The organism is Streptomyces parvus, from assembly GCF_032121415.1.
Lineage (GTDB): Bacteria > Actinomycetota > Actinomycetes > Streptomycetales > Streptomycetaceae > Streptomyces > Streptomyces globisporus_A.
Genome location: NZ_CP135079.1, coordinates 4,981,699 through 5,001,118 on the forward strand (window position 1 = coordinate 4,981,699; position 19,420 = coordinate 5,001,118).

The 19,420-nt window shown below is 73.3% G+C and carries 19 protein-coding genes; 8 read left to right on the plus strand and 11 right to left on the minus strand.

Annotation, left to right across the window (positions count from 1 at the left end; genetic code table 11):
- Nucleotides 1-128 precede the first annotated feature (128 nt).
- The 7 genes from RNL97_RS23550 (at nucleotide 129) to RNL97_RS23580 (ending at nucleotide 7,198) form a co-directional block, all read left to right on the plus strand.
- Nucleotides 129-1,370: a L,D-transpeptidase gene (locus RNL97_RS23550; RefSeq protein WP_243315216.1), complete on the plus strand. Its 1,242-nt coding sequence runs from the start codon at nucleotides 129-131 to the stop codon at nucleotides 1,368-1,370.
- A gap of 247 nt (nucleotides 1,371-1,617) precedes the next feature.
- A complete protein-coding gene (locus RNL97_RS23555; protein WP_030580005.1) occupies nucleotides 1,618-2,868 on the plus strand; it encodes a L,D-transpeptidase in 1,251 nt (416 codons plus the stop codon).
- 90 nt (nucleotides 2,869-2,958) lie between these two features.
- Entirely contained in the window at nucleotides 2,959-3,726 is a 768-nt protein-coding gene (locus RNL97_RS23560; protein WP_030580008.1) for an enoyl-CoA hydratase/isomerase family protein, read from the plus strand.
- A 298-nt stretch (nucleotides 3,727-4,024) separates the two neighbouring features.
- Nucleotides 4,025-4,540 carry an ATP-binding protein gene (locus tag RNL97_RS23565; RefSeq protein WP_030580011.1) on the plus strand — a complete coding sequence of 172 codons (516 nt, stop codon included), beginning with the start codon at nucleotides 4,025-4,027 and terminating at the stop codon, nucleotides 4,538-4,540.
- A 394-nt stretch (nucleotides 4,541-4,934) separates the two neighbouring features.
- Entirely contained in the window at nucleotides 4,935-5,753 is an 819-nt protein-coding gene (locus RNL97_RS23570) for a polysaccharide deacetylase family protein (RefSeq protein WP_030580014.1), read from the plus strand.
- Nucleotides 5,754-5,792: 39 nt separating this feature from the next.
- Nucleotides 5,793-6,008, plus strand: a complete 216-nt coding sequence (locus RNL97_RS23575) for an EF-hand domain-containing protein (RefSeq protein WP_030580017.1) — start codon at nucleotides 5,793-5,795, stop codon at nucleotides 6,006-6,008.
- Between the two features lie 140 nt (nucleotides 6,009-6,148).
- Nucleotides 6,149-7,198 carry a CopD family protein gene (locus tag RNL97_RS23580; RefSeq protein ID WP_030580020.1) on the plus strand — a complete coding sequence of 350 codons (1,050 nt, stop codon included), beginning with the start codon at nucleotides 6,149-6,151 and terminating at the stop codon, nucleotides 7,196-7,198.
- Here RNL97_RS23580 and RNL97_RS23585 read toward each other — a convergent pair.
- The 11 genes from RNL97_RS23585 to RNL97_RS23635 form a co-directional block, all read right to left on the minus strand.
- Nucleotides 7,195-8,679: a carboxylesterase/lipase family protein gene (locus RNL97_RS23585; protein WP_030580023.1), complete on the minus strand. Its 1,485-nt coding sequence runs from the start codon at nucleotides 8,677-8,679 to the stop codon at nucleotides 7,195-7,197. The two genes, RNL97_RS23580 and RNL97_RS23585, sit on opposite strands and share 4 nt — an antisense overlap.
- 189 nt (nucleotides 8,680-8,868) lie before the next feature.
- Nucleotides 8,869-9,813 (minus strand): terpene synthase family protein, encoded by a 945-nt coding sequence (locus tag RNL97_RS23590; RefSeq protein WP_415923330.1) that lies wholly within the window; start codon nucleotides 9,811-9,813, stop codon nucleotides 8,869-8,871.
- 415 nt (nucleotides 9,814-10,228) lie between these two features.
- Nucleotides 10,229-10,957, minus strand: coding sequence for a zinc ribbon domain-containing protein (locus RNL97_RS23595; RefSeq protein ID WP_279343956.1), 729 nt, complete (start codon nucleotides 10,955-10,957; stop codon nucleotides 10,229-10,231).
- A gap of 586 nt (nucleotides 10,958-11,543) precedes the next feature.
- Nucleotides 11,544-12,137 (minus strand): phage tail protein, encoded by a 594-nt coding sequence (locus RNL97_RS23600; protein WP_243315218.1) that lies wholly within the window; start codon nucleotides 12,135-12,137, stop codon nucleotides 11,544-11,546.
- A complete protein-coding gene (locus RNL97_RS23605) occupies nucleotides 12,134-14,095 on the minus strand; it encodes a putative baseplate assembly protein (RefSeq protein WP_243315220.1) in 1,962 nt (653 codons plus the stop codon). Before RNL97_RS23605 ends, RNL97_RS23600 begins: the two co-directional genes overlap by 4 nt.
- Nucleotides 14,095-14,535 carry a GPW/gp25 family protein gene (locus RNL97_RS23610; RefSeq protein ID WP_030580035.1) on the minus strand — a complete coding sequence of 147 codons (441 nt, stop codon included), beginning with the start codon at nucleotides 14,533-14,535 and terminating at the stop codon, nucleotides 14,095-14,097. The genes RNL97_RS23605 and RNL97_RS23610 overlap by 1 nt, the downstream gene beginning before the upstream one ends.
- Nucleotides 14,532-14,849 (minus strand): PAAR domain-containing protein, encoded by a 318-nt coding sequence (locus RNL97_RS23615; RefSeq protein WP_030580037.1) that lies wholly within the window; start codon nucleotides 14,847-14,849, stop codon nucleotides 14,532-14,534. Before RNL97_RS23615 ends, RNL97_RS23610 begins: the two co-directional genes overlap by 4 nt.
- A 60-nt stretch (nucleotides 14,850-14,909) precedes the next feature.
- Nucleotides 14,910-16,694: a VgrG-related protein gene (locus RNL97_RS23620; RefSeq protein ID WP_313751164.1), complete on the minus strand. Its 1,785-nt coding sequence runs from the start codon at nucleotides 16,692-16,694 to the stop codon at nucleotides 14,910-14,912.
- Nucleotides 16,691-17,413, minus strand: coding sequence for a CIS tube protein (locus tag RNL97_RS23625; protein ID WP_030580041.1), 723 nt, complete (start codon nucleotides 17,411-17,413; stop codon nucleotides 16,691-16,693). Before RNL97_RS23625 ends, RNL97_RS23620 begins: the two co-directional genes overlap by 4 nt.
- Nucleotides 17,414-17,468: 55 nt before the next feature.
- Nucleotides 17,469-17,894, minus strand: coding sequence for a phage tail protein (locus tag RNL97_RS23630; protein ID WP_030580043.1), 426 nt, complete (start codon nucleotides 17,892-17,894; stop codon nucleotides 17,469-17,471).
- A 59-nt stretch (nucleotides 17,895-17,953) separates the two neighbouring features.
- Nucleotides 17,954-18,367 carry a hypothetical protein gene (locus RNL97_RS23635; protein WP_234313369.1) on the minus strand — a complete coding sequence of 138 codons (414 nt, stop codon included), beginning with the start codon at nucleotides 18,365-18,367 and terminating at the stop codon, nucleotides 17,954-17,956.
- Nucleotides 18,368-18,731: 364 nt separating this feature from the next.
- On the opposite strand from RNL97_RS23635, the gene RNL97_RS23640 reads away from it, so the two are divergent.
- Nucleotides 18,732-19,328 (plus strand): hypothetical protein, encoded by a 597-nt coding sequence (locus RNL97_RS23640; RefSeq protein WP_313751165.1) that lies wholly within the window; start codon nucleotides 18,732-18,734, stop codon nucleotides 19,326-19,328.
- The last annotated feature ends 92 nt before the right edge of the window (nucleotides 19,329-19,420 follow it).

Consider the following 19,420-nt stretch of genomic DNA (forward strand, 5'->3'; position numbering starts at 1 on the left):
ACGGGCACCTACGAGGGGGCGCGCGGCGTCCCGGCCGCGGCCCCCTTCAGGCAGTCCTCCCCTCTGTTCTGCCCACCGGGCGGCCCTCACTCACGTTTCCCCCGACCGGCCCTGGTCGTTGGGGGAGCGTGAACCACACAGCGAAGAGCGCACGCGCCGGCTCGGCCGCCGTGCTGACCTGGGCAGGACTGCTGACCGTGCTGGCCCTGCTGACCGGCTGCACCGACACCCGGGAGGCCCTGCTCAACGGCAAGGCGCGGTCCCCCGGCGACGTGATCAGCGTCTTCCCCGAGAACGGGGCCAAGGATGTCGACGAGGAGACCCGGATCGCGGTGAAGGTCCCCGACGGGCGGCTGGAGAGCGTGAAGGTCATGCGGATCGAGGACGCGCGACAGCAGACGGTCGCGGGGCGCATCGCAGAGGACGGACGCTCCTGGGCCCCGGAGCCCGAGGCGGCCCGGCTCGCCCTCGCCGCGAAGTACAGCATCGACGCGGTGGCCGTGGACGGACAGGGCCGCCGTTCCGCCCGGCACGCCACGTTCACCACGCTCGTGCCCGAGCACCGCTTCATCGGCTATTTCAAACCGGAGAACCGGTCCACCGTGGGCACCGGCATGATCGTTTCCTTCGCCTTCAACCGCCCGATCGCCGACCGGGCCGCGGTGGAGAAGGCCATCCGGGTGACGTCCGATCCGGTGGTGGAGGTCGCCGGCCACTGGTTCGGCAAGGACCGGCTCGACTTCCGCCCGAAGACCTACTGGAAGCCCGGCACCGAGGTCACCGTCGACATCGGGCTGCGGGACGTCGAGGGCGCCCCGGGCGTCTACGGCAGTCAGGACAAGACCGTCGTCTTCACCGTCGGCCGCTCCCAGATCTCCCGGGTCGACGCCGAGGCCAAGACCATGGAGGTACGCCGGGACGGTGAGCTCGTCGTGACGGTCCCGATCACCGCGGGTGCCCCGAAGACCACCACGTACAACGGGAAGATGGTGGTCACCGAGATGCACGAGGTGACCCGGATGAACGGGGCGACCGTCGGCTTCACGGACAAGGAGGGCAAGGGCGAGTACGACATCAAGGACGTGCCGCACGCGATCCGGCTCACCACCTCCGGCACCTTCCTGCACGGCAACTACTGGGCCGACGAGTCCGTCTTCGGCGAGGAGAACGTCAGCCACGGCTGCATCGGGCTGCGCGACGCCAAGGGCGGCGGCAGCTCCACCCCCGGCGGCTGGTTCTTCGACCGGACCCTCATCGGCGACGTGGTCGAGGTCGTCAACTCCAAGGACAGGAAGGTCGCCCCCGACAACGGCCTCAGCGGCTGGAACATGACCTGGAAGAAGTGGACGGCGGGCTCCGCCCTGCGCTGAACCCCCGGGGTCCCGGCTGCTCGCTCCGCACAGAGGGCCCGGCCCCGGCCACTTCTCTCCCCCCCGGAACCCCGCGCCACCTGCACACTCCCCGCGATCCCGTCGGACCGGTTGGGACGGAACGGTGACATTCCGGAGGGAGTTCACCGCGCCCGCGATGTGATTATCTTGCGGCGGGCGTGCAGGTGTAGCGCGCGGGGGTGCGGGCCATGGCGGGAGCCGGGCCGTGCGAGGGGAGACGACCACAGTGAACGGGCAGCCGATATCGGGGGCATCGGCCGGGGCGAGCGGGAAGCGGCGCGGCGGGCCGGGGCTTCTGGCCCTGGTTCTGGGGGCACTGCTGGTGCTGGTGACGGCGTGCGGAGGCGGCGGCAGCGCCGACGCGGGGGACGGGAAGGGACCGGCGGGCGGCACGAAGAAGGAGGACACGACCGCTTCGCGGGCGGTCGTGACCATCGCGCCCAAGGACGGGGCGGAGTCCGTGGCGACCAGCGGCGCCCTGAAGATCGGCGCCGAGCAGGGCAAGCTGACCACGGTGAAGGTCGCCGACCCCAAGGGCAACGAGGTCGAGGGCGAGATCTCCGCCGACGGTGCGAGCTGGACGCCCGAGCGCCATCTCGCCGCCTCCACCAAGTACACGGTGCACGCGGTCGCCAAGGACTCCGAGGGCCGTGAGTCGGCGAAGGACACCACCTTCACCACGCTCGTCCCGGCGAACACCTTCATCGGGCACTACACGCCCGAGGACGGCTCCACCGTCGGCGTCGGCATGCCGGTCTCCATCAACTTCACCCGTGGCATCACCGAACCGGCCGCGGTGGAGAAGGGCATCAAGGTGACGGCCGAACCGGCCGTCGAGATCGAGGGCCACTGGTTCGGCAACGACCGCCTCGACTTCCGCCCGGAGAAGTACTGGAAGCCGGGCACCAAGGTGACCGTCGAGCTCAACCTCGACGGCGTGGAGGGCAGGCCGGGCGTCTACGGCAAGCAGGCCAAGACGGTGACGTTCACCATCGGCCGCAGCCAGGTCTCCACCGTCGACGCGAGCAGCAAGCGGATGAAGGTGGTCCGCGACGGCAGGCAGATCAAGGACATCCCGATCTCCGCGGGCGCCCCGGCGACGACCACGTACAACGGCCAGATGGTCATCAGCGAGAAGCTCAAGGTGACCCGGATGAACGGCGACACCGTCGGCTTCGGCGGCGAGTACGACATCAAGGACGTCCCGCACGCCATGCGGCTGTCCACCTCGGGCACCTTCCTGCACGGCAACTACTGGGGCGCGTCCTCGATCTTCGGCAACACCAACACCAGCCACGGCTGTGTCGGCCTGCGCGACGTGCGCGGCGGCTACGACAACCAGACGCCGGCGGCGTGGTTCTACAACAAGTCGATGATCGGCGACGTGGTCATCGTGAAGAACTCCAAGGACAAGCAGATCCAGCCGGACAACGGCCTCAACGGCTGGAACATGGACTGGGAGGAGTGGAAGAAGTAACGCTCTCCCACTCCCGTGTGACCTGGCGGGCCCGGTGCTGTGACCAACGGCACCGGGCCCGCCGTCGTTAGCGCTGGTTAACCTCTAGCCATGACTGTGACCTTCGAAGTACGCGACGGCGTCGGCACCATCCAGCTCGACCGGCCGCCCATGAACGCCCTGGACGTCGCGATCCAGGACCGGCTGCGGGAGCTGGCCGAGGAGGCGACCCGGCGCGAGGACGTGCGCGCCGTGATCCTCTACGGCGGCGAGAAGGTGTTCGCGGCGGGCGCGGACATCAAGGAGATGCAGGCGATGGACCACACGGCGATGGTCCTCCGCTCCAAGGGCCTCCAGGACGCCTTCACGGCCGTCGCCCGCATCCCGAAGCCGGTCGTCGCCGCCGTCACCGGCTACGCGCTGGGCGGCGGCTGCGAGCTGGCTCTCTGCGCCGACTTCCGGATCGCCGCCGACAACGCCAAGCTCGGCCAGCCGGAGATCCTCCTCGGCCTGATCCCCGGCGCGGGCGGCACCCAGCGCCTGGCCCGCCTGATCGGCCCCTCCCGCGCCAAGGACCTCATCTTCACCGGCCGCATGGTCAAGGCGGAGGAGGCACTGGCTCTGGGCCTGGTCGACCGAGTGGTCCCGGCCGCCGAGGTCTACGACCAGGCCCACGCGTGGGCCGCCCGGCTGGCCAAGGGCCCCGCGCTGGCGCTGCGCGCGGCCAAGGAGTCGATCGACGCCGGGCTGGAGACGGACATCGACACGGGACTCACCATCGAGCGGAACTGGTTCGCCGGCCTGTTCGCCACCGAGGACCGCGAGCGGGGGATGCGCAGCTTCGTGGAGGAGGGGCCGGGGAAGGCCACGTTCCGCTGACCCGCAGTCAGATGACCGGTGATCCGTAGTCAGGTCGGGGCCCCCGGGTAGTCGGGTCGGGTGGGCCTCGCGTGAGGGGTTCACCAATCAGGGCGGATTAGCCGGGCCTTAAGGCAACCTTAAGGCCCGGCACCGTCATCGTCCGGGCCGTGCGCCTCGGGTGGAACGTCGTCGCAGCTCAGGCGGGCCGTGCGCGAGGTTGGATTGTCAGAGGCATATGCCAAAAGCCTTCCGTGAACCCCGTTGATCCGGGGTGCGGATTCCGAAGGAACGGCCCCGGAAGGCGATCCGGGCGGCCATGATGGTGGGCATGGCGGGCCTGGAGGGTGTGGATCAGCCGCGACCGCGCAGCAGCGCGACGGCGGCGCGCAGTTCGTCGATCATGGATGACGAACAGGCGTTCAAGGCGCTGGAGTTGTTCGGAAATCCGACGGAGGGGGAAGTGCGGCTGCCGTCCCGCCCGGAGTCGGCGGCGACGGCCCGTCGGCTCACCTCCTGCGTCGTGCTCCGCCAGTGGGCCCTCTCGCCGCAGACCGCGGAGTACGCGGTGCTCCTGGTCTCCGAACTCGTCGGCAACGCGGTGCGCCACACCGGGGCCCGGGTCTTCGGGTTACGCATGGTGCGCCGCCGGGGGTGGATCCGGGTCGAGGTGCGTGACCCCTCGCGTGGGCTGCCGTGTCTGATGCCGGTGCGCGAGATGGACGTCAGTGGCCGCGGGCTCTTCCTCGTCGACAAGCTCTCCGACCGCTGGGGCGTGGATCTGCTGCCGCGCGGCAAGACCACCTGGTTCGAGATGCGGATCTCCGACCGCTGATACGGCGGGAGTCTTCCGACGGAACGCAGAAGCCCCCGGTCGGCCGTGGTGCGGCGCTGCGGGGGCTTCTGACGGGGGCCGTGAAATGGGGGGTGTGTTCACGGCCGCTCAGGACGACCTGGCCCGGGTCAATGGGGGTCGTGGCTCCGACTATGGCAGACGGGCGACCCCGGCGCCAAAGCGACTTGTCGGAATATTTAAGGAACAAATGGGCAACGCTCGGTTGAATCGTAGGTGTGCTCGGTCACTCACCTGGGTTTCCATGCATTTTTATGGCAGGGCTTGAATGATTCATTGATCATCTGCTGAACTGCGCAATCGTCCCATTTCGGCCCGTCCGCCCCTACTGTGTCCCGGGAATCGGTCGTACCCGTGGAACGTGAGGTGGTCGGGCATGGACGGACGCAGGACTCCGATGGGCCGCCGCGACGTGCTGGGCGCGGGGGCCGGGGCGCTGGCCGCCGCCCTTGCCGCAGGCTGCGCGCGGAGCGACGGAAGCGGGAGAGTCGCCGGCCCCGGCCCCACCGGCACCGCCGCCCCGGCCACTGTCCCGGCCGCCGCCCCGCGCCGCTTCCCCGGGGCGCCCTTCCGCGTCGCCCACGGCCCCCGCGACCGGCCCCGCGTCGCCCTCACCTTCGACGGGCGGGGCGACCCGGACCTCGCCCGCACCGCACTCGCCCGGTGCGAGCGGGCGGGGGCGCGCGTCACGGTCCTCGCGGTGGGCACGTGGCTCGCCGAGCATCCCGGACTGGCCCGCCGGATCCTCGACGGGGGCCACGAGATCGGCAACCACACCGAGCACCACCTCGACCTCGCGGCCCTGGACGAGCGCACCGCGTACGAGGAGATCGCCGCCTGCGCCCGGCGGCTGCGCCGGCTCACCGGGTCCATCGGCGCCTGGTTCCGGCCCTCGCCCACCGCGTACACCTCTCCGCTCGTCCACCGCCTCGCCCGGCGGGCCGGTTACCCCCATGTCCTCGCCTGCGACGTGGAGTCGCGCGACCACGCCGCCACCCGCGTCGCCGCCGTCACCCGGAAGGTCACCGGGGAACTGCGCAACGGATCGGTGGTGGAGCTGAGCCTCGGCCGCCCGGTCACCGTCGAGGCGCTGCCGCTGCTCCTCGCCGAGATCGGCCGCCGCGGGCTGCACGCGGTGACGGCCACGGAGCTGCTGGACCGACCGGCCGCCGACGTCACCCGGACGGCCGGATAATCTGACCCCTGACATTCGGCAGCACGAAGGGGCGGAACAGTGGCGGACATCGAGTCGGCGCGCACGGTATTCGAGAGGTTCGACGCGAACGGCGACGGCCTCATCACGGCCAACGAGTACAAGAGCGCGATGGCCCAGCTGGGCGACCCCTTCGTCACCGAGACGGTGGCGCAGGCGATCATCAACGCCCACGACGGCAACGGCGACGGCCTGCTCACCTTCGACGAGTTCTGGGCCGCGCAGAACAAGGCCTGAGCCGGGCAGAGCTTCATCTGCTGCGGCGGCCGGTCCCGCGCCGTCGGGGCCGGCCGCCGCAGCGTACGTCCGGAGGCGCCCCTGATGCCCGCCGTGCGCGGCTTGCTGCGGCTTTGTCCACCGACGAGGATCGAGCCGTGATGCTCTCCGGACCCCCGGCCGACCCGGCCACGCCGACGATGCCGGCAAGCAGCGTGCCGAGCGCAGTGCCGCTTTTCGACGAGATATTCGGCGGAGCGGCTGGGACGACGCCGGCCCGCCGCTCGTGGACGGCCCCTCTCCTGCTCGGCGCGGCGGGCGTCCTCGCCCTCCTCGTCGCGCTGTTCGGGCCCGCCCTCATGGCCCGCGGCACCGGCGAACTCCGGATACCCGGCGCGGGGCTCACCACGGTGCTCCGCACCGTCCTGTTCGCCGCGCTCGCCCTCCATCTGGGGGAACTCCTCGCCCCGCAGCTCATCCGGCCCGTCCGGGGCCGGCCCCGGACCGCCGTACGGAGCTGGGCGGTGCTCGCCTCGCTCGCCGGGGCCGCCGCCGCGGCCGGGCAGATCGTCCGTCTCGCCGCCGTCAGCGACCTCGGGATCACCGAGACCTACGGCACCCGCGAGGGCGGCCTGCTCCTCCTCATCGCCAACGGCCTGGTCGTCGCCGCCCTCTGCGCCGCGAGCAGACGCCCGGCCCTCGCGCTCGCCCCGCTCGCCGTCGTCATCGGTGCGGAGGCACTGCGCGCCCACCCGGAGGCGTACAGCCCGGAGTTCGGCGCCGCCCTCACCGTCGTCCATCTGACGGCCGCCTCGCTGTGGACCGGCGGCCTGCTGCACGTCCTGCGCACCCTGTGGATCTGGCGCGGCTCACCCGTCGCCGCGCGTGCCCTGCTCGGCCGGTACGCGCGCCTGGCGGTCTGGCTGTACGCCGCCCTCGCCGCCACCGGTACCGCCTCGACCCTGCGCAGGCTGCCGCTGGACGTGGTGTTCACCTCCGCCTACGGACGCACCCTGCTGCTCAAGCTGGCGCTGATGGCCGTCGTCAGTGTGCTGGCCCTGGCGGCGCGGCGGCGCATGCTCCGGGACCCCGATCCGTCGGTCGCGCTCCGGCTGGCCCGCCGCGAACAGGTCGTGCTGGGGCTGGTCGTGGTGGTCTCGGCGGTCCTCACGGTGGTCCCCGACCCGCACTGGATCTCGCTCAGGCCTTAGGGGGCGTTCCGGTACGGCTCCCAGCTCCGCAACTCGTCGTCGCGCGGGGCCAGGACCACGGCCGGACCGTCCTGGCCGAAGAACCGCACCGGCCGCCGCCCGTCCCAGGCCGGCCACCCGGGGTCCCCGCCCGTCGCGAAGTCCACCCACGCCCGGTGCATCGCGTCCGCCAGCTCCTGCGGGGCGTCCGGGCCGGCCAGGGCCTGGGTGTCGGGGTGGGTGAGCGTGTCGAAGACGAAGCCCAGCTCCAGCGCGTGGCAGGCGCCGAGCCGCTGTACGGGGGTGGACCAGCCGAACTCGTACACGTACGTGGCACCGGGCGCGTCCGTCCGGGCGTCGGCCAGCCGGTTGAGCGGGACCCGCAGCAGCAGGTCCGTCGCGAGCGCGCCGAGGATCTCACCCGGCGTGGCCTCCGGACGGTTGGCGCGGTAGGTGCGGGCGGTGGCGTTCGGCACCCGGAACTTCAGCAGCGCCAGCCGCAGCTTCAGCCGGCTGATCTTCTCGGTGAGGCCGCCGGGCACGAACCAGAGCCGGTACTCCTCGGTGTTCGTCCCCAGCAGCAGGTCCACCTCTGCGGACGCGCCCGCCCCCAGCGCCGCCACCGGGTCCTGGGGCAGCAGATCCCCGTCGACGACCAGCTGGAAGGAGTGGCGGCCGGTCAGCGGGTTCCCGCCGCTGGTGACCTCGGTCTGGGCGGTCAGCAGCGCCTCCGGGTCCACGGCGGCGAGCGCGGCGGCCGTCGCGGGGACCCCGAGCCGCTTCGCGATGAGCTCGGTCGTCCCGCGCGCCGCGTCCGGGGGCAGCGCGGCGGGCGCCCCGCTCTGGAGCACCGCCCGCCGGAAGAGCCCCGCCGACCGGGGCGCGGCCAGCAGCCCGGCGATGGAGATCGCGCCCGCCGACTCCCCGGCCACCGTCACCCGGTCCGGGTCGCCGCCGAACGCCGCGATGTTGTCGCGCACCCACTCCAGGGCGGCCAGCTGGTCCAGCAGGCCCCGGTTGGCGGGCGCGTCCGGGAGGACGCCGAAGCCCTCGACGCCCAGGCGGTAGTTGACGGAGACGAGAACGACCCCGTCCCGGGCGAACGCGGACCCGTCGTACACCGGCACCGCCGAGGAGCCGTGCACCAGCGAGCCACCGTGGATCCACACGAGGACGGGCAGCCCGGCGGCCCCGGCCGGCTGCGGCGAGGGCGTCCACACATTGAGGTTCAGCCACTCGTCGCCCGGCACCGCCGGGTCCGGCAGCAGCCGGTCCAGCGGCGGGGCGTACGGCCGCTTCGGGGCGGTCGGACCGTACGCCACGGCCTCGCGCACCCCGGTCCACGGTTCCGGAGGTCCGGGGGCGCAGAACCTCCGCGCGCCCACCGGCGCAGCCGCGTACGGGATGCCGCGGAAGACCGCGACGCCCCGCTCCACCGCCCCGCGCACGGTGCCGTGCACGGTCGTCACCCGCGGGGAAGCCCCCGCCGCGATGTCGGTCATGGTGCCTGCCGCTCCCTCTCGCCGGGCGGGCCTCCGTGCCGTGGCCTTCGGCACGGATACATGCCTGCCCCGAAGCGGTGGCCCGCGACACCACCCGGGCGGCTGATCGGCCGGTGAACGTCCAGGTCGGCCGGCCCGTACCGGGGGCCCGGGGGATTCTCGGGCCCCGGTACGGGCTGATCCGGCCGCTCAGGCCGCGAAGTACTGGGACAGCGAGTCCCGTTCGTCCAGCTCCACCAGATCCGGACGGGTGTAGCGCTCGGCACGCGCGTGGTAGTCGAAGTCCCCCCGTACGAGCCCCCGGTAGTCCTGGACACAGCGCTCCAGGGCCGCCCGGGTCGGGCCGGTGATGCCCGCCGCCTCGATTTCCTGGACCAGCTCCTTTTCCGCCCGCTGAACCCGCTCGGCTATCCGGGCCAGTTGGATCCCGGCCTCGTCCACGGCTTCCTGGAGGGTGCATCCCCGGTCGCGCTGAATGAGACGTACGGCGTTGTGCTCGTAGCCGAGAGCGGCTTCCTTCTCGAAGGAGCAGATGTCATTGCAGAGCCCGGAATGATCGGTGACCGCGTTCCGCAGGGCGATATAGGCGGGCAGGCTCCGGGCGGATTCCGGGAGATCGATTTCCGCGGTGATCTCGTGCAGGCAGAGAAAGGGCTGCATGGCGACCGAATCCCGCCGGTGCTTGGCGAATTCGGACCGGCTCGGGACCTGTCCGGCGGCCCGCTCGACGGCCTCGGCGTAGTACGTCCACAGCCAGGCGGCGGTGTCCCGCCGGAACTGCCGGTTCCACTGCGGCGAACGCCCGGGGCGGGTCCGGTCCCGCAGCCCGGCGAGCGCCCGCTCCATGGGCCCGTTCGGCGCGGCTCCGTCGAGGACGTCCACCAGGCGGGTGATCGCCTTCTCGCACATCAGCGGATCACGTCCGGCGGGTCCGTCGTCGAACTCGTCGTCCACCAGGAAGGCCCAGAAGAGCCATTGGCAGAACAGGTCGAGATGGTCCTGTGAGGCCTTCGGGAAGATGAGGGATATCCACAGTTCCGGTCGGGTCCGGATCATCTTCTTCCGGGCCGGTACGGACAGGTCGAGCCCCTCGGATTCAGCCCATTCCCAGGCGGCCTCACGAGTTTTCGCCAAGCCGGGATGGCACCCAGCACTCTGGAACGGCATATGAAACGTCGGTAACGTGATCTGGCTCATTGCTGCCCCTCGTCTGATGAATTCGGGCGGGCGATGTGAACGCCACATTCCGGGTGACCGAGCAGGGGACGGGCCCGTCGGGAAGCGGCTGCCGGGAGCCTCGGCGGCCGGGCGCCGGAGCGGCGTGGCGAAGCGGGAGGGCTGGCCAACCGCTGTCCTCCTTCCTCCGCCGGGGGCCGCGGCGCCCGGGCAGGGCCGGTGAGCCGGCAGGCGAGCACGTCACCATGGGTAATGCCCAGTCAACCCCGTGTGGGGGCGCCGAGGGAAGCCATGTGTGACCGGAATTGTTTGGTCGTCAATAACTCTCTGATCGTTACTGAGGCGTTGGTGAACCCCGGGGGCGGCGGCCGGTTCAGGTACGCCGGAAGAACTCGACCTCGCCCACGGCGACCGGGCGCCCCTCGCCCCGGCCGGTGGCCTCCCGCAGCACCAGCTCGACGGAACGGACGTCGCTGATGCCCATCCGTACCGTCTGCTTGCCCGGCTTGTCGTTGAAGGTCACCGCCTTCTTGTGGACCTTGCCGTCCTCCGTGGTCACGAGCAGGTCCGCCCGGGTCGGCCGCGCGCCCCGCCGGAACTCCTGCGGCTCCTTCGACACCCCGGTGTGCACCACGATGCCGACCAGCCGGAACGGCGTCCCGAACGAGCAGGTCAGCGAGGCGCCGAGGGCGGGTGCGCCCCAGTACTCGTTCGTCAGACCGTCGATCGCCGCGCTCCCGGGATGACCGGGTGCCGCCGCGCTCGCGGTCACCCCGGTGGGGCTGATCTCCGCCGTGCCGCCGAGCTTGTCCCGGACGTCCTCGATGGCGTACCGCCCCAGCGGGAAGAACAGAAAGCCCGCGAGCGCCAGTGCGGCCACGGCCAGCACCAGCAGAGTCCGCCGCAGCGCCCGGCCCGAACCCCCGCGCACCCGGCGGCGGAAAGGCCACACCGTGCGCCACCACGGCAGGGCGGCGGGCTGCTCCCGGACCTGCAGGGGGGCGGCGCACCGCCGGCAGAACTTCCGCCCGGCCAGGTTCGGCGTACCGCAGGCGGGGCAGGGCGGCCCGTCCGGCGCCTCGTCCGCCGCCACCGGCCGCACGACGGGCCTCCGGGCCACGGGCCGCGCGGGCTGCACGGCCCCCACCGGCCCGTCCGCGTCGGACGCGGTCCCGGACGCGCCCGACGTCGCGGATGCCGGGGCTCCGGGCCGTACGGGAGGCACCGAGGGGACGCGTGCCGGAGGGGCGGGGGGCCGCGCCGGGGGCGGGGGAGGCGTCGCCGGTTCGGGGGTGGGCGCGGGGCCCACCGGGGGCGCGGGGGGAGCCGACCGGGGCGGCTTCGGCGGTTGTTCGGGGCGAGCGGGGGTCTCCGGGCGCGCGGTCGCGGGCGGCGCAGGCTCGGCCTCCGGCAACCGGCCTCCGGCTCCGGCCTCCGGCCCCGGAGCAGGCGCCGGCTCGGCCGTCCGCGCAGGCTCGGGCTCGGAGGCGGGCCGTCGCTCCGGCACCGGCGCCGGAGCCTCGGGTTTCGCCGTCGGCTCGTGGGCGGGCTCCGGGACCACCTCCGCCTCCGGCGTGCGTCCTCGTCGTACGGGCTCCGAGGACCAGCCCAGGTAGGTGCCGCAGTTGCCGCAGAAGTCGTCGCTCTCGCCGTTGGGCGTTCCGCACGCCGGGCACGAACGCATCACGTCAGCCTCCAGTCCGTTCAGGCGCATCGGGCGCGTCGGATGCTCGGGGCGGGCCCGGCAGGACCTCCACCCGGCAGGTCAGGTGGGCCGGGCACGCGGCGGAGGCGACCTCCAGGACGCGGTGGGCGTCCACCGCGTCGTCCGCGCGCACCGGCCGGACGCGGACGAGGAGTTCACCGGTCGGCGGCGGCGGGAGGGCGGCCCCCGGCTCGGCCGACCAGGTGGCGCCCCCGCCGTCCCGGACCTCCGCGTGCACCCCGCAGCAGAGCCGCAGCCGCTCGACGAGACCCCGCCGGGTGCCGCGCCACCGGTGCAGCTCGACGGCGCGTGCGACGACCGCCCGGCGCAGCTCCACCGGCCACGCCGGATCGGCCTCCACGCCCACCCAGGACGCCAGCCACGGCAGGAAGTCGGCCGGGGCGAGGGCCGGGTCGACGTACGCGGGAAGGTTGTCCAGCGTGGACAGGACCGGGGCCAGCACCGTGTCCAGGCCCGCCGTGAACCGCTGGGCCAGGTCGTCGTCCGCGTACAGGGCGGGCAGCAGCTCACCGATCGGGTAGCGGCTGGGCAGCCCGGGTATCGCCGCCCGCGTCATACGGCCTCACCGGCCCCGCTCGCGGTGACCACCACCTGGTGCTGGTGCGAGAAGACCAGGGCTCCCGGCGCCACGTCGATCCGGTCCACCGCCGCCCCGCGCCTGCCCGTGACCGGGTCCGCCGGGAACAGCCGGACGTCCTCCACCAGACCGGCCCCCTCCACGCTCTGGAGCACGGCGAAGACCTCCCCGTACTGCACGGGCCTGCCGAACGGCCACCCCTGGCCGTCCGCCCCGCCCCGCAACGGGTCGATGTGGCGGAACAGCGCCTCCAGCGCCTCGGCCCGCACCCGGTCCACGTCAGCGGGCGCGGCCACCAGCCGGGCGACCACCGTGACGCCCTGGTAGGCGGGCGGTTCGACGACCAACCGGGTTCCTACCAGACGCCGTTCGTCGAGCCGGTCCGTCACCGCCGCCAGCACCGCGTCCGAGGGGATCAACTGCTCGAACCGCACCTGCCCGTCCTCGTCGGCCACCGCGTCCGGCACCACCAGCACGCGTACCGCGCCCGCCTCGCCCGGCACGGCCGGCAGGCACCGCACCCGGCGCAGGGACGGCGCGGCCTCCCGGGCGATCAGCTCGTGGTCCTCGGCCGTGACCGCCCGCTCCTGCACCCGCAGGATGTTGGGCGCGCGCACCTTGGCGTTCTCGACGGTCTCCCCGTCGACGCCGCCGGTCGCCGCCTCGCGGTTGTCGACGCCCGCGACGTACGGCACCGAGCTGCGCAGCACCGAGATCGCGCCCCGGGCGACGTTCCCGGCCGACCCGCCGCCCGTGCGGTAGCGGGGGACACGGAGCCGGGCGCCCTTCTCGGGCACCGCCCCGTACGCACGCATCGTGCCGTCGGCCTCGCGTACCTCCGGCGGGAACGCGAACTCCCCGGCGACGGCGTCGACCCGGACGTGCCGGTCACCGGGGACGGACGCGCCGAAGTGCTCGACCGGGGTCCAGATCTCCCAGCCCTCGTCCGTCGACACCTGGACGACCGGCGGGTCCCCGTCCAGCAGCAGTGGCGCCCGGCCCACCGTGAACCGCTGCCCGGCGACGCCCTCCGACACCCCGAGGGGTACATCGAGAACGGTCTCCGCGTGTTCGGCCGCCGTCGTGCCACCGACCGTGAACACCTCGGCCTCCCGGATCGTCGGCGACTCCGAGTAGAACGGCTGGCCCGGCTCCGGGGCGGTCACCCGGCAGCGCAGCCACCCCGCCCGGGTCCCCGCCACGACGGACGCCGTGTGCCCGGCCGGGACGAACACCACCACCTCACCGGGCCGGTTGAGGCCGCCGGTGGAGTCGGTGCCGGTCGCACAGGCCACCCAGCGGGCCCCGTCCCACGCCTCCCACGCCAGCGGCGGCTGCCGCGGGTCGACGCCCACGCCCTCCACCCGGCTGTCGAGGCGGACGGCGACGATGCACCGGGGCACGGCCGTCGGCAGCCCGAACAGCAGGGCGTCGCCGGGCTCCGGCCGGGCCTGGAAGCACGGAATGTCCTTGCCCGCGCCCAGCGGCGCCGTCCGGTCCGTCTGGTCGCCCGACACCGGCGCGGTCACCAGCCGTTCCAGCGAACTCGGCACGATCGGCAGGTCCTCGGAGGTGGAGAACACCACCGGCTCCTCGGCCTCGCCGCGCGCGGTGGCCACCTCCGTACCGGCGGGCAGGTGCACGGTCTCCGGCTGCGGCGCGGAGAGCCAGAAGTCGATCTCGGCCCGCGCCACGGTCGGCGGGAACAGCGTCACACCGAGCAGATCGAGGAAGGCCGCGTAGTTCTTGTCGGGCACCCGGTTCAGCCGGTACAGCAACTGGTCGACCATGTACGCGAAGGTCTCGATCAGCGTGACGCCGGGGTCGGACACATTGTGGTCGGTCCACTCGGGGGAGCGCTGCTGGACGAACCGCTTGGCCTCGTCGACGAGTTGCTGGAAGCGCCGGTCGTCCAGGTTGGGGGAGGGCAGGGCCATCAGAGCCTCCCCGCTTCCTGAGCGGTCCTTGCCGCCGAGCCCTCGGACGACGGGATCGTGTAGAAGGGAAAGACCAGGTTGCGCAGGTCGTTGGTGGCCCGCACGGTGTAGTGCACGTCGATGTAGAGCGTGCCCTCCTCGACGGCGTCGAAGGCGACCACCACGTCCGTGACCTCGATGCGCGGCTCCCACCGCTCCAGCGAGGTGCGGACCTCCTGCGCGATCCGCCCGGCGGTCGCCCCGTCGCCGGGCGCGAAGACGTACTCGTGGATGCCGCAGCCGAACTCCGGGCGCATCGGCCGCTCGCCCGGCGCGGTGCCGAGGATCAGCCCGATCGCTTCCTCGATCTCCTTGTCCCGTCCGACCAGCGCGATGCCGCCCGTCGGCCCGGTCCGCAGCGGGAAGCCCCAGCCGCGTCCGATGAATCCTCCGCCGCTCACATCGGACCCCCGATCAGGACGTCGAACGCACCGCTGACGATGGGTGCGCCGCAGGTGGTCCTGTCGCCCATCCGGGCCGCGGGCAGTCCGCCGATCAGCACCGCACCGCCGATCGCTGCGGCCGGGTTGGGCATGATCACGTTGCCGGGACCGAGCGCCGCGTGCGGGGGGACGACGCACCCGTGCAGGCTCCCGGTGACGGCCGCGGGCCGGCCGCCGATGAGCACGGTGGCCACGGCCACCGCGCCCGGGGGCGGGGTGCCGATGAGACCGCCGTGGGCGGTGCTGTCGCCCGTGCGGGCTGCGGGAGGCATGGCCGGGTTTCTCCTTGCTGTGAGAGGGACTTCGGGGAAGGGGAGGGGAGGGGCAGGGGGTCAGTTGATCCTGATGAGCTTGGCCTTGAGGACCGCGAGCAGACCGCCTTCGACCGTGACCCCCGTCTTGCCGTTGACGGTCACCGAGCGGCCCGTGATGTTCACGTCGCCCGTGGCGCCCGCGTCGAGGGTGATGCCCGAAGCGGACAGCGTCACGGAACTCAACTCCCGGGTTCGGCCGCGCGCTTTGACGGTGAGCGTGATCTCGCCCTTCTTCTCGTCGAGGACCACGTCGAGCCGTTTGTCGCCGGTGGCGATCCGCACCCCGGCAGGACCGCGCGGGGCATCGAGGAGCTCCAGTCTGTTCCCCGAACGGGACACCAGGGAACGGCGGTTGACCTTCCCGCTGGTCGGGTCGACGAGCGGGACGTCGTGCGGGGATGGCTTGTCGACCCCGTTGTAGAGCCCGCCGAGTACGTACGGGCTGTCCAGCAGCCCCTGTTCGAACCCGACGAGCACCTCGTCGTTGACCTCGGGGCTGAACACCCCGCCGCCGCCCTGGCCGCCCCACTGCACGGTGCGCACCCAGTCGGTGACGTACGTGTCGTCGAGCCAGGGGAACTTCAGCCGCACCCAGCCGCGTTGCCCCCTTCCCTCCTCGCGGATGTCGGTGACCACCCCGATCGCCAGACCCGGCATGCGCGGGCCGCGCGAGGGAGCGTTCGCACCCGCGGTCAGCCCCGAGAGCGACCGGTCCGGAGAGGCGCTGACGATCACCGTCGTGCGGTAGCCGGTGTCCGGTTCGAGGACGTGGTGCGCGGCGGTGGCGGTGTAGCGGCCGGAGAACGCGGGCCCCACGTTGCCCAGCGCCACCGGCGCGCCCGCCCGGAGCTGCGGATTCCCGTACGCCACCGCCTCGACCTCGCCGAACCCGGCGCTGACGGACGCGGCGAGGGCCCCGGCCACGGCCCGGGTCTCCGCCTGGGTGCGGTACGGGGTGTCGGCGACCGTCGTCCGGGAGCCGCCGGAGCCGAAGACCCTCGCCGCCTGCGACGGGCTCATCCCCGGGGCGACGGTGTCGCTGCGCACGGACTGCTGCCGGGCCACGAGCCGGGTCTTGGTGTCGACGTTCCAGCCGCGCACCTCCACGCTGTCCGACCCGTCGGCCCCGGTGAGGACCGCGCGCAGGGCCAGCAGGTTGTTCCCGTACTCCAGGACCATCGGGTCGCGTGTGGCGGACGTCGAGGGCGAGGGGGCCGAGGAGGCGGGGTCCGGCTTGGTGAACTGCAACAGGCCCTTGTCGTCGACCCGTACGGTGGCCCCGCTCTCGGCCGCGAGGTGCTGGAGGAACTCCCAGTCCGAGACGTTCGGCTGGGTCAGCTGCTTGTACGTGACCGGCGCGGCCTCGATCCTCCCGCAGGCCAGCCCCGCCCCGGCGGCGACCTTGCGGACGATGTCCGCCGTCTTCATGTTCCGGTACGCCGTCACCTTCCGGCCGCGCTGGAGCCGGTGCGCCTTGGAGAACGCCCGTACGACGGTGAACGATCCGGTGGTGTCGGTGTCCAGCTCGACCGCGGTGACCTCTCCGGTGAACAGCCGCTCACGCCCCCGGTCCTTCACGGTCACCACCGAGATCTTCAGCGGGGTGCCCATGCCGATGCCGGTCTCGGTGAGGAAGGTGTGGTCGGGGTCCCGGTACATCAGGACGGCGGTGTCCGGCAGGCCCACGTTCTCGTCGACCACACAGCTCACCAGCTGGGTGGCCCAGGCCGCGGGCAGCTCGGCGGGCGCCTCGACGACCGGGTCGGCGGCGAACGAGCGGCCCGGCGCTTGCTTCCCGCTCATCGGCCCTCCTCCGCCGACCGGTCTTCCCGCCCGGGCACCAGCAGTTCCCGGCCGGGCGTCAACGTCATCGGGTCGTCGATGCCGTTGGCGTACGCGATGGTGCGCCACGCGGTGGCGTCGCCGTACTCCCGCCAGGCCAGCAGCGGAAGACTGTCCCCCGCCACGACCCGGTGCGTGCGCCGCGCCTCCTTCGAACCCGAGGTGGGGTTCTGGCCCGCCGGGTCGACGCTCGCCTCCTCGATCGAGAGGGAGCAGGTGGCGCGCAGCGGCTTCCCGTCGACGTCGAACAGGGTGTAGGAGACGGAGAGGTTGGAGAGCACCCCGTCGAACGAGGTCGTCTTCGACGTCCCCCAGTCGAACCGTACCCAGGGGCTGGCGGGCGTCTTGCGGGCCAGACTGCTGGGGGTGGGGACACAGGCGGTCATCAACTGCTCGACCGCCTTCTCCACGGAGTTGTCGTGGGTCGCGGTCGCGTCCAGGAACACCTCCAGCGACAGGGCCCGTGGCCCGCTGCCGACGAACTCGGGCAGCGCGGACTGCCCGGCCATCCGGGACGGGGTACGCCGCCACTCGGTGCTCTTGCTGAGCGACAGCTTCGCGGGGTTGAACTGCAACGTGAGGCGGGCGAGCGTGCCGCCGGGCTTGGCGCCGACGGCCGACGGCGGCTCCATGATGGTGAGTTGGGCACGTGCACGGCTCGCACGGAGAGCGGGTGACATCGCGTTCCTCCTTCCTGTGTCCTGGTCCTGCTCCTGGCGGATGCGCGTCTTCCGGTCAGGAGGGCTCCAGACCCTCGTGGGCGATCTCCAACGTCTCTGTCGCCGCCTGTGAGTTGGCCGGATCGAAGGACGGCCCCTGCCAGCGCACGGGCACGATGCCGTGGACCTGCCAGCTGATGATCCGGCTGAGGTCGGGGCGCAGCGCCACGATCTCGCCGTCCTTGGGCTCGACCCGCCGGATCGTCTCGTTCAGCCAGCGCGCGATCTTGAGGGTGTCGGTGGTCACCGGGCGGGTCAGCGTGATGTTCGTCCAGGTGATCCGCCCCGGCAGCTGCCAGGTGAACCCGTTGTTGCCGCCCTCGGCGTACGTCTCCATCTCCACCTCGGCGCCCAGGCCCGAGCAGGTGTGGAACGCGCCCAGGTCGCTGCCGCCGATCGCGAGCTTGAAGAACACGCTCGTCGCGAAGATGTTGTCGGTCATACGTCTCTCGTCTTCTCTGCGGTCTGTCGTACGGGGCGGGGGCCGGGGGGCCGGGGCCGTCAGCGGCGGCCGTCGTGCAGCCGCCCGCTGCGTTCCCGGCCCCGGCGCAGATCGGCGCGGATGAGCCGGCTCACCGGGTCGAGAAGCCGCCGGGCCAGCTCCTCGATCTCCGTTCCGCTCAGCCGGTTCGCCGGGGGCGCGTCGGAAGCGTCGGCGGGTCCGGTGGCCGCCCCCGCCGCCCCGGCCGCGGGCTTCGCCGGGGCCGCCTGCACGGGCACCCCGGTGATCCCGGCGTTCGCCGCCGCACGCTGGACCGCCTGGGCCCGGGTCTCCGGGCGGCCGGGTCCGGCGCTCTGCGCGGGCGGGCGGGACGGCACCCGTACGGAGCAAGGCGGCGGCCCGCCGGGAGCGGTACCGCCCACAGGGGCCGGCCCGGTGACCGGCGGACCGGCGCTGTCGGGCACGAGCGGCATCGCCTGCCGCTGTACGGGTACGGGGACGGCGTCCGCCGACGATGGCGCTGCGGGCGGACGGGGGCGGACGACGGGGGGCCGCGCGGGGCCCGGGTGCGGGGTCTGGCGGGCCGCCGGTCCGGAGGCCTGACGCGGCGGCGCGAGCGAAGGCATGAGCGAGGGGATCGCGGCCGGCCCGGAGCGCTGTACGAGCCGCTGGAGCACGCCACCGGCGGACAGCCCGCGCCCGGGGCCGGTCGTCGCGGAGCTCCGGACCGTGGTTCCCGGCACCGCGCCAAGGGGGCTCGGGCGCCGGGCGCCGGTGCCCGGTCCGCCACCGGCGCGTGCGTCGACAGGCCCCGGCCGCGCTGCGTCGCGCCGCCAGGTGGCTGCCACGACAGGGCGGGACGAGCCGCCGCCCGTCGTCGCGGGGGGCCCCGAGAACCCCTCGGCGGAACCGGTGCTGACGCTCAGCGGACGGTCCGGGAGCAGGGCGCGTGCCCGCTGGGCCCTGGGGGAGGACGTGGACGTGGGTGCCGTACCGGCGGAGCCGTGTGCCGTCGCCGTACGGTCCCGGGGGAGGGGCCGGATACGTACCGGGGGCGGGGGAGCGGCGGCGGCCGAGCGTTGGACGGGAGCGGGGCCGGGTCCGGACGAGGGCCCGGTCGGGCCGCTGGGAACGGCGGGGGCCGACCTCACGGGCATCGCTGCGGGCGCGGGCGCGGGCGGCGGTGCCGGGGCGGGGGCCGGAGCCGTGGGAGTCGCGGCCGGTCCGGGGCCCGGAGTCCGGTTGGCGTTCGGGCGTGTCACGGTGGACGGAAGGTCACCGAGCAGCGGAGCGCCGCCGCCGATCCGGGCGGTCGGCGGCAGCGAGGGGAGCGGCGCGCCGATCCCGCCGCGCACCCGGGCGGGAGCGTTCGGTCCCGGGGCCCTTGAGCGCTGCACCGAGGGGGAGGGCTCGGAGGGCCTCGACGACGGCTGACGCCGTGCCGCGGCCTCGGCCGGACCGGAGGACGAAGAGGTGGGCTTCGCGGGGGCCGTGGGTGTCGCGGCCGAAGGGCTCAGCGGGCTCTG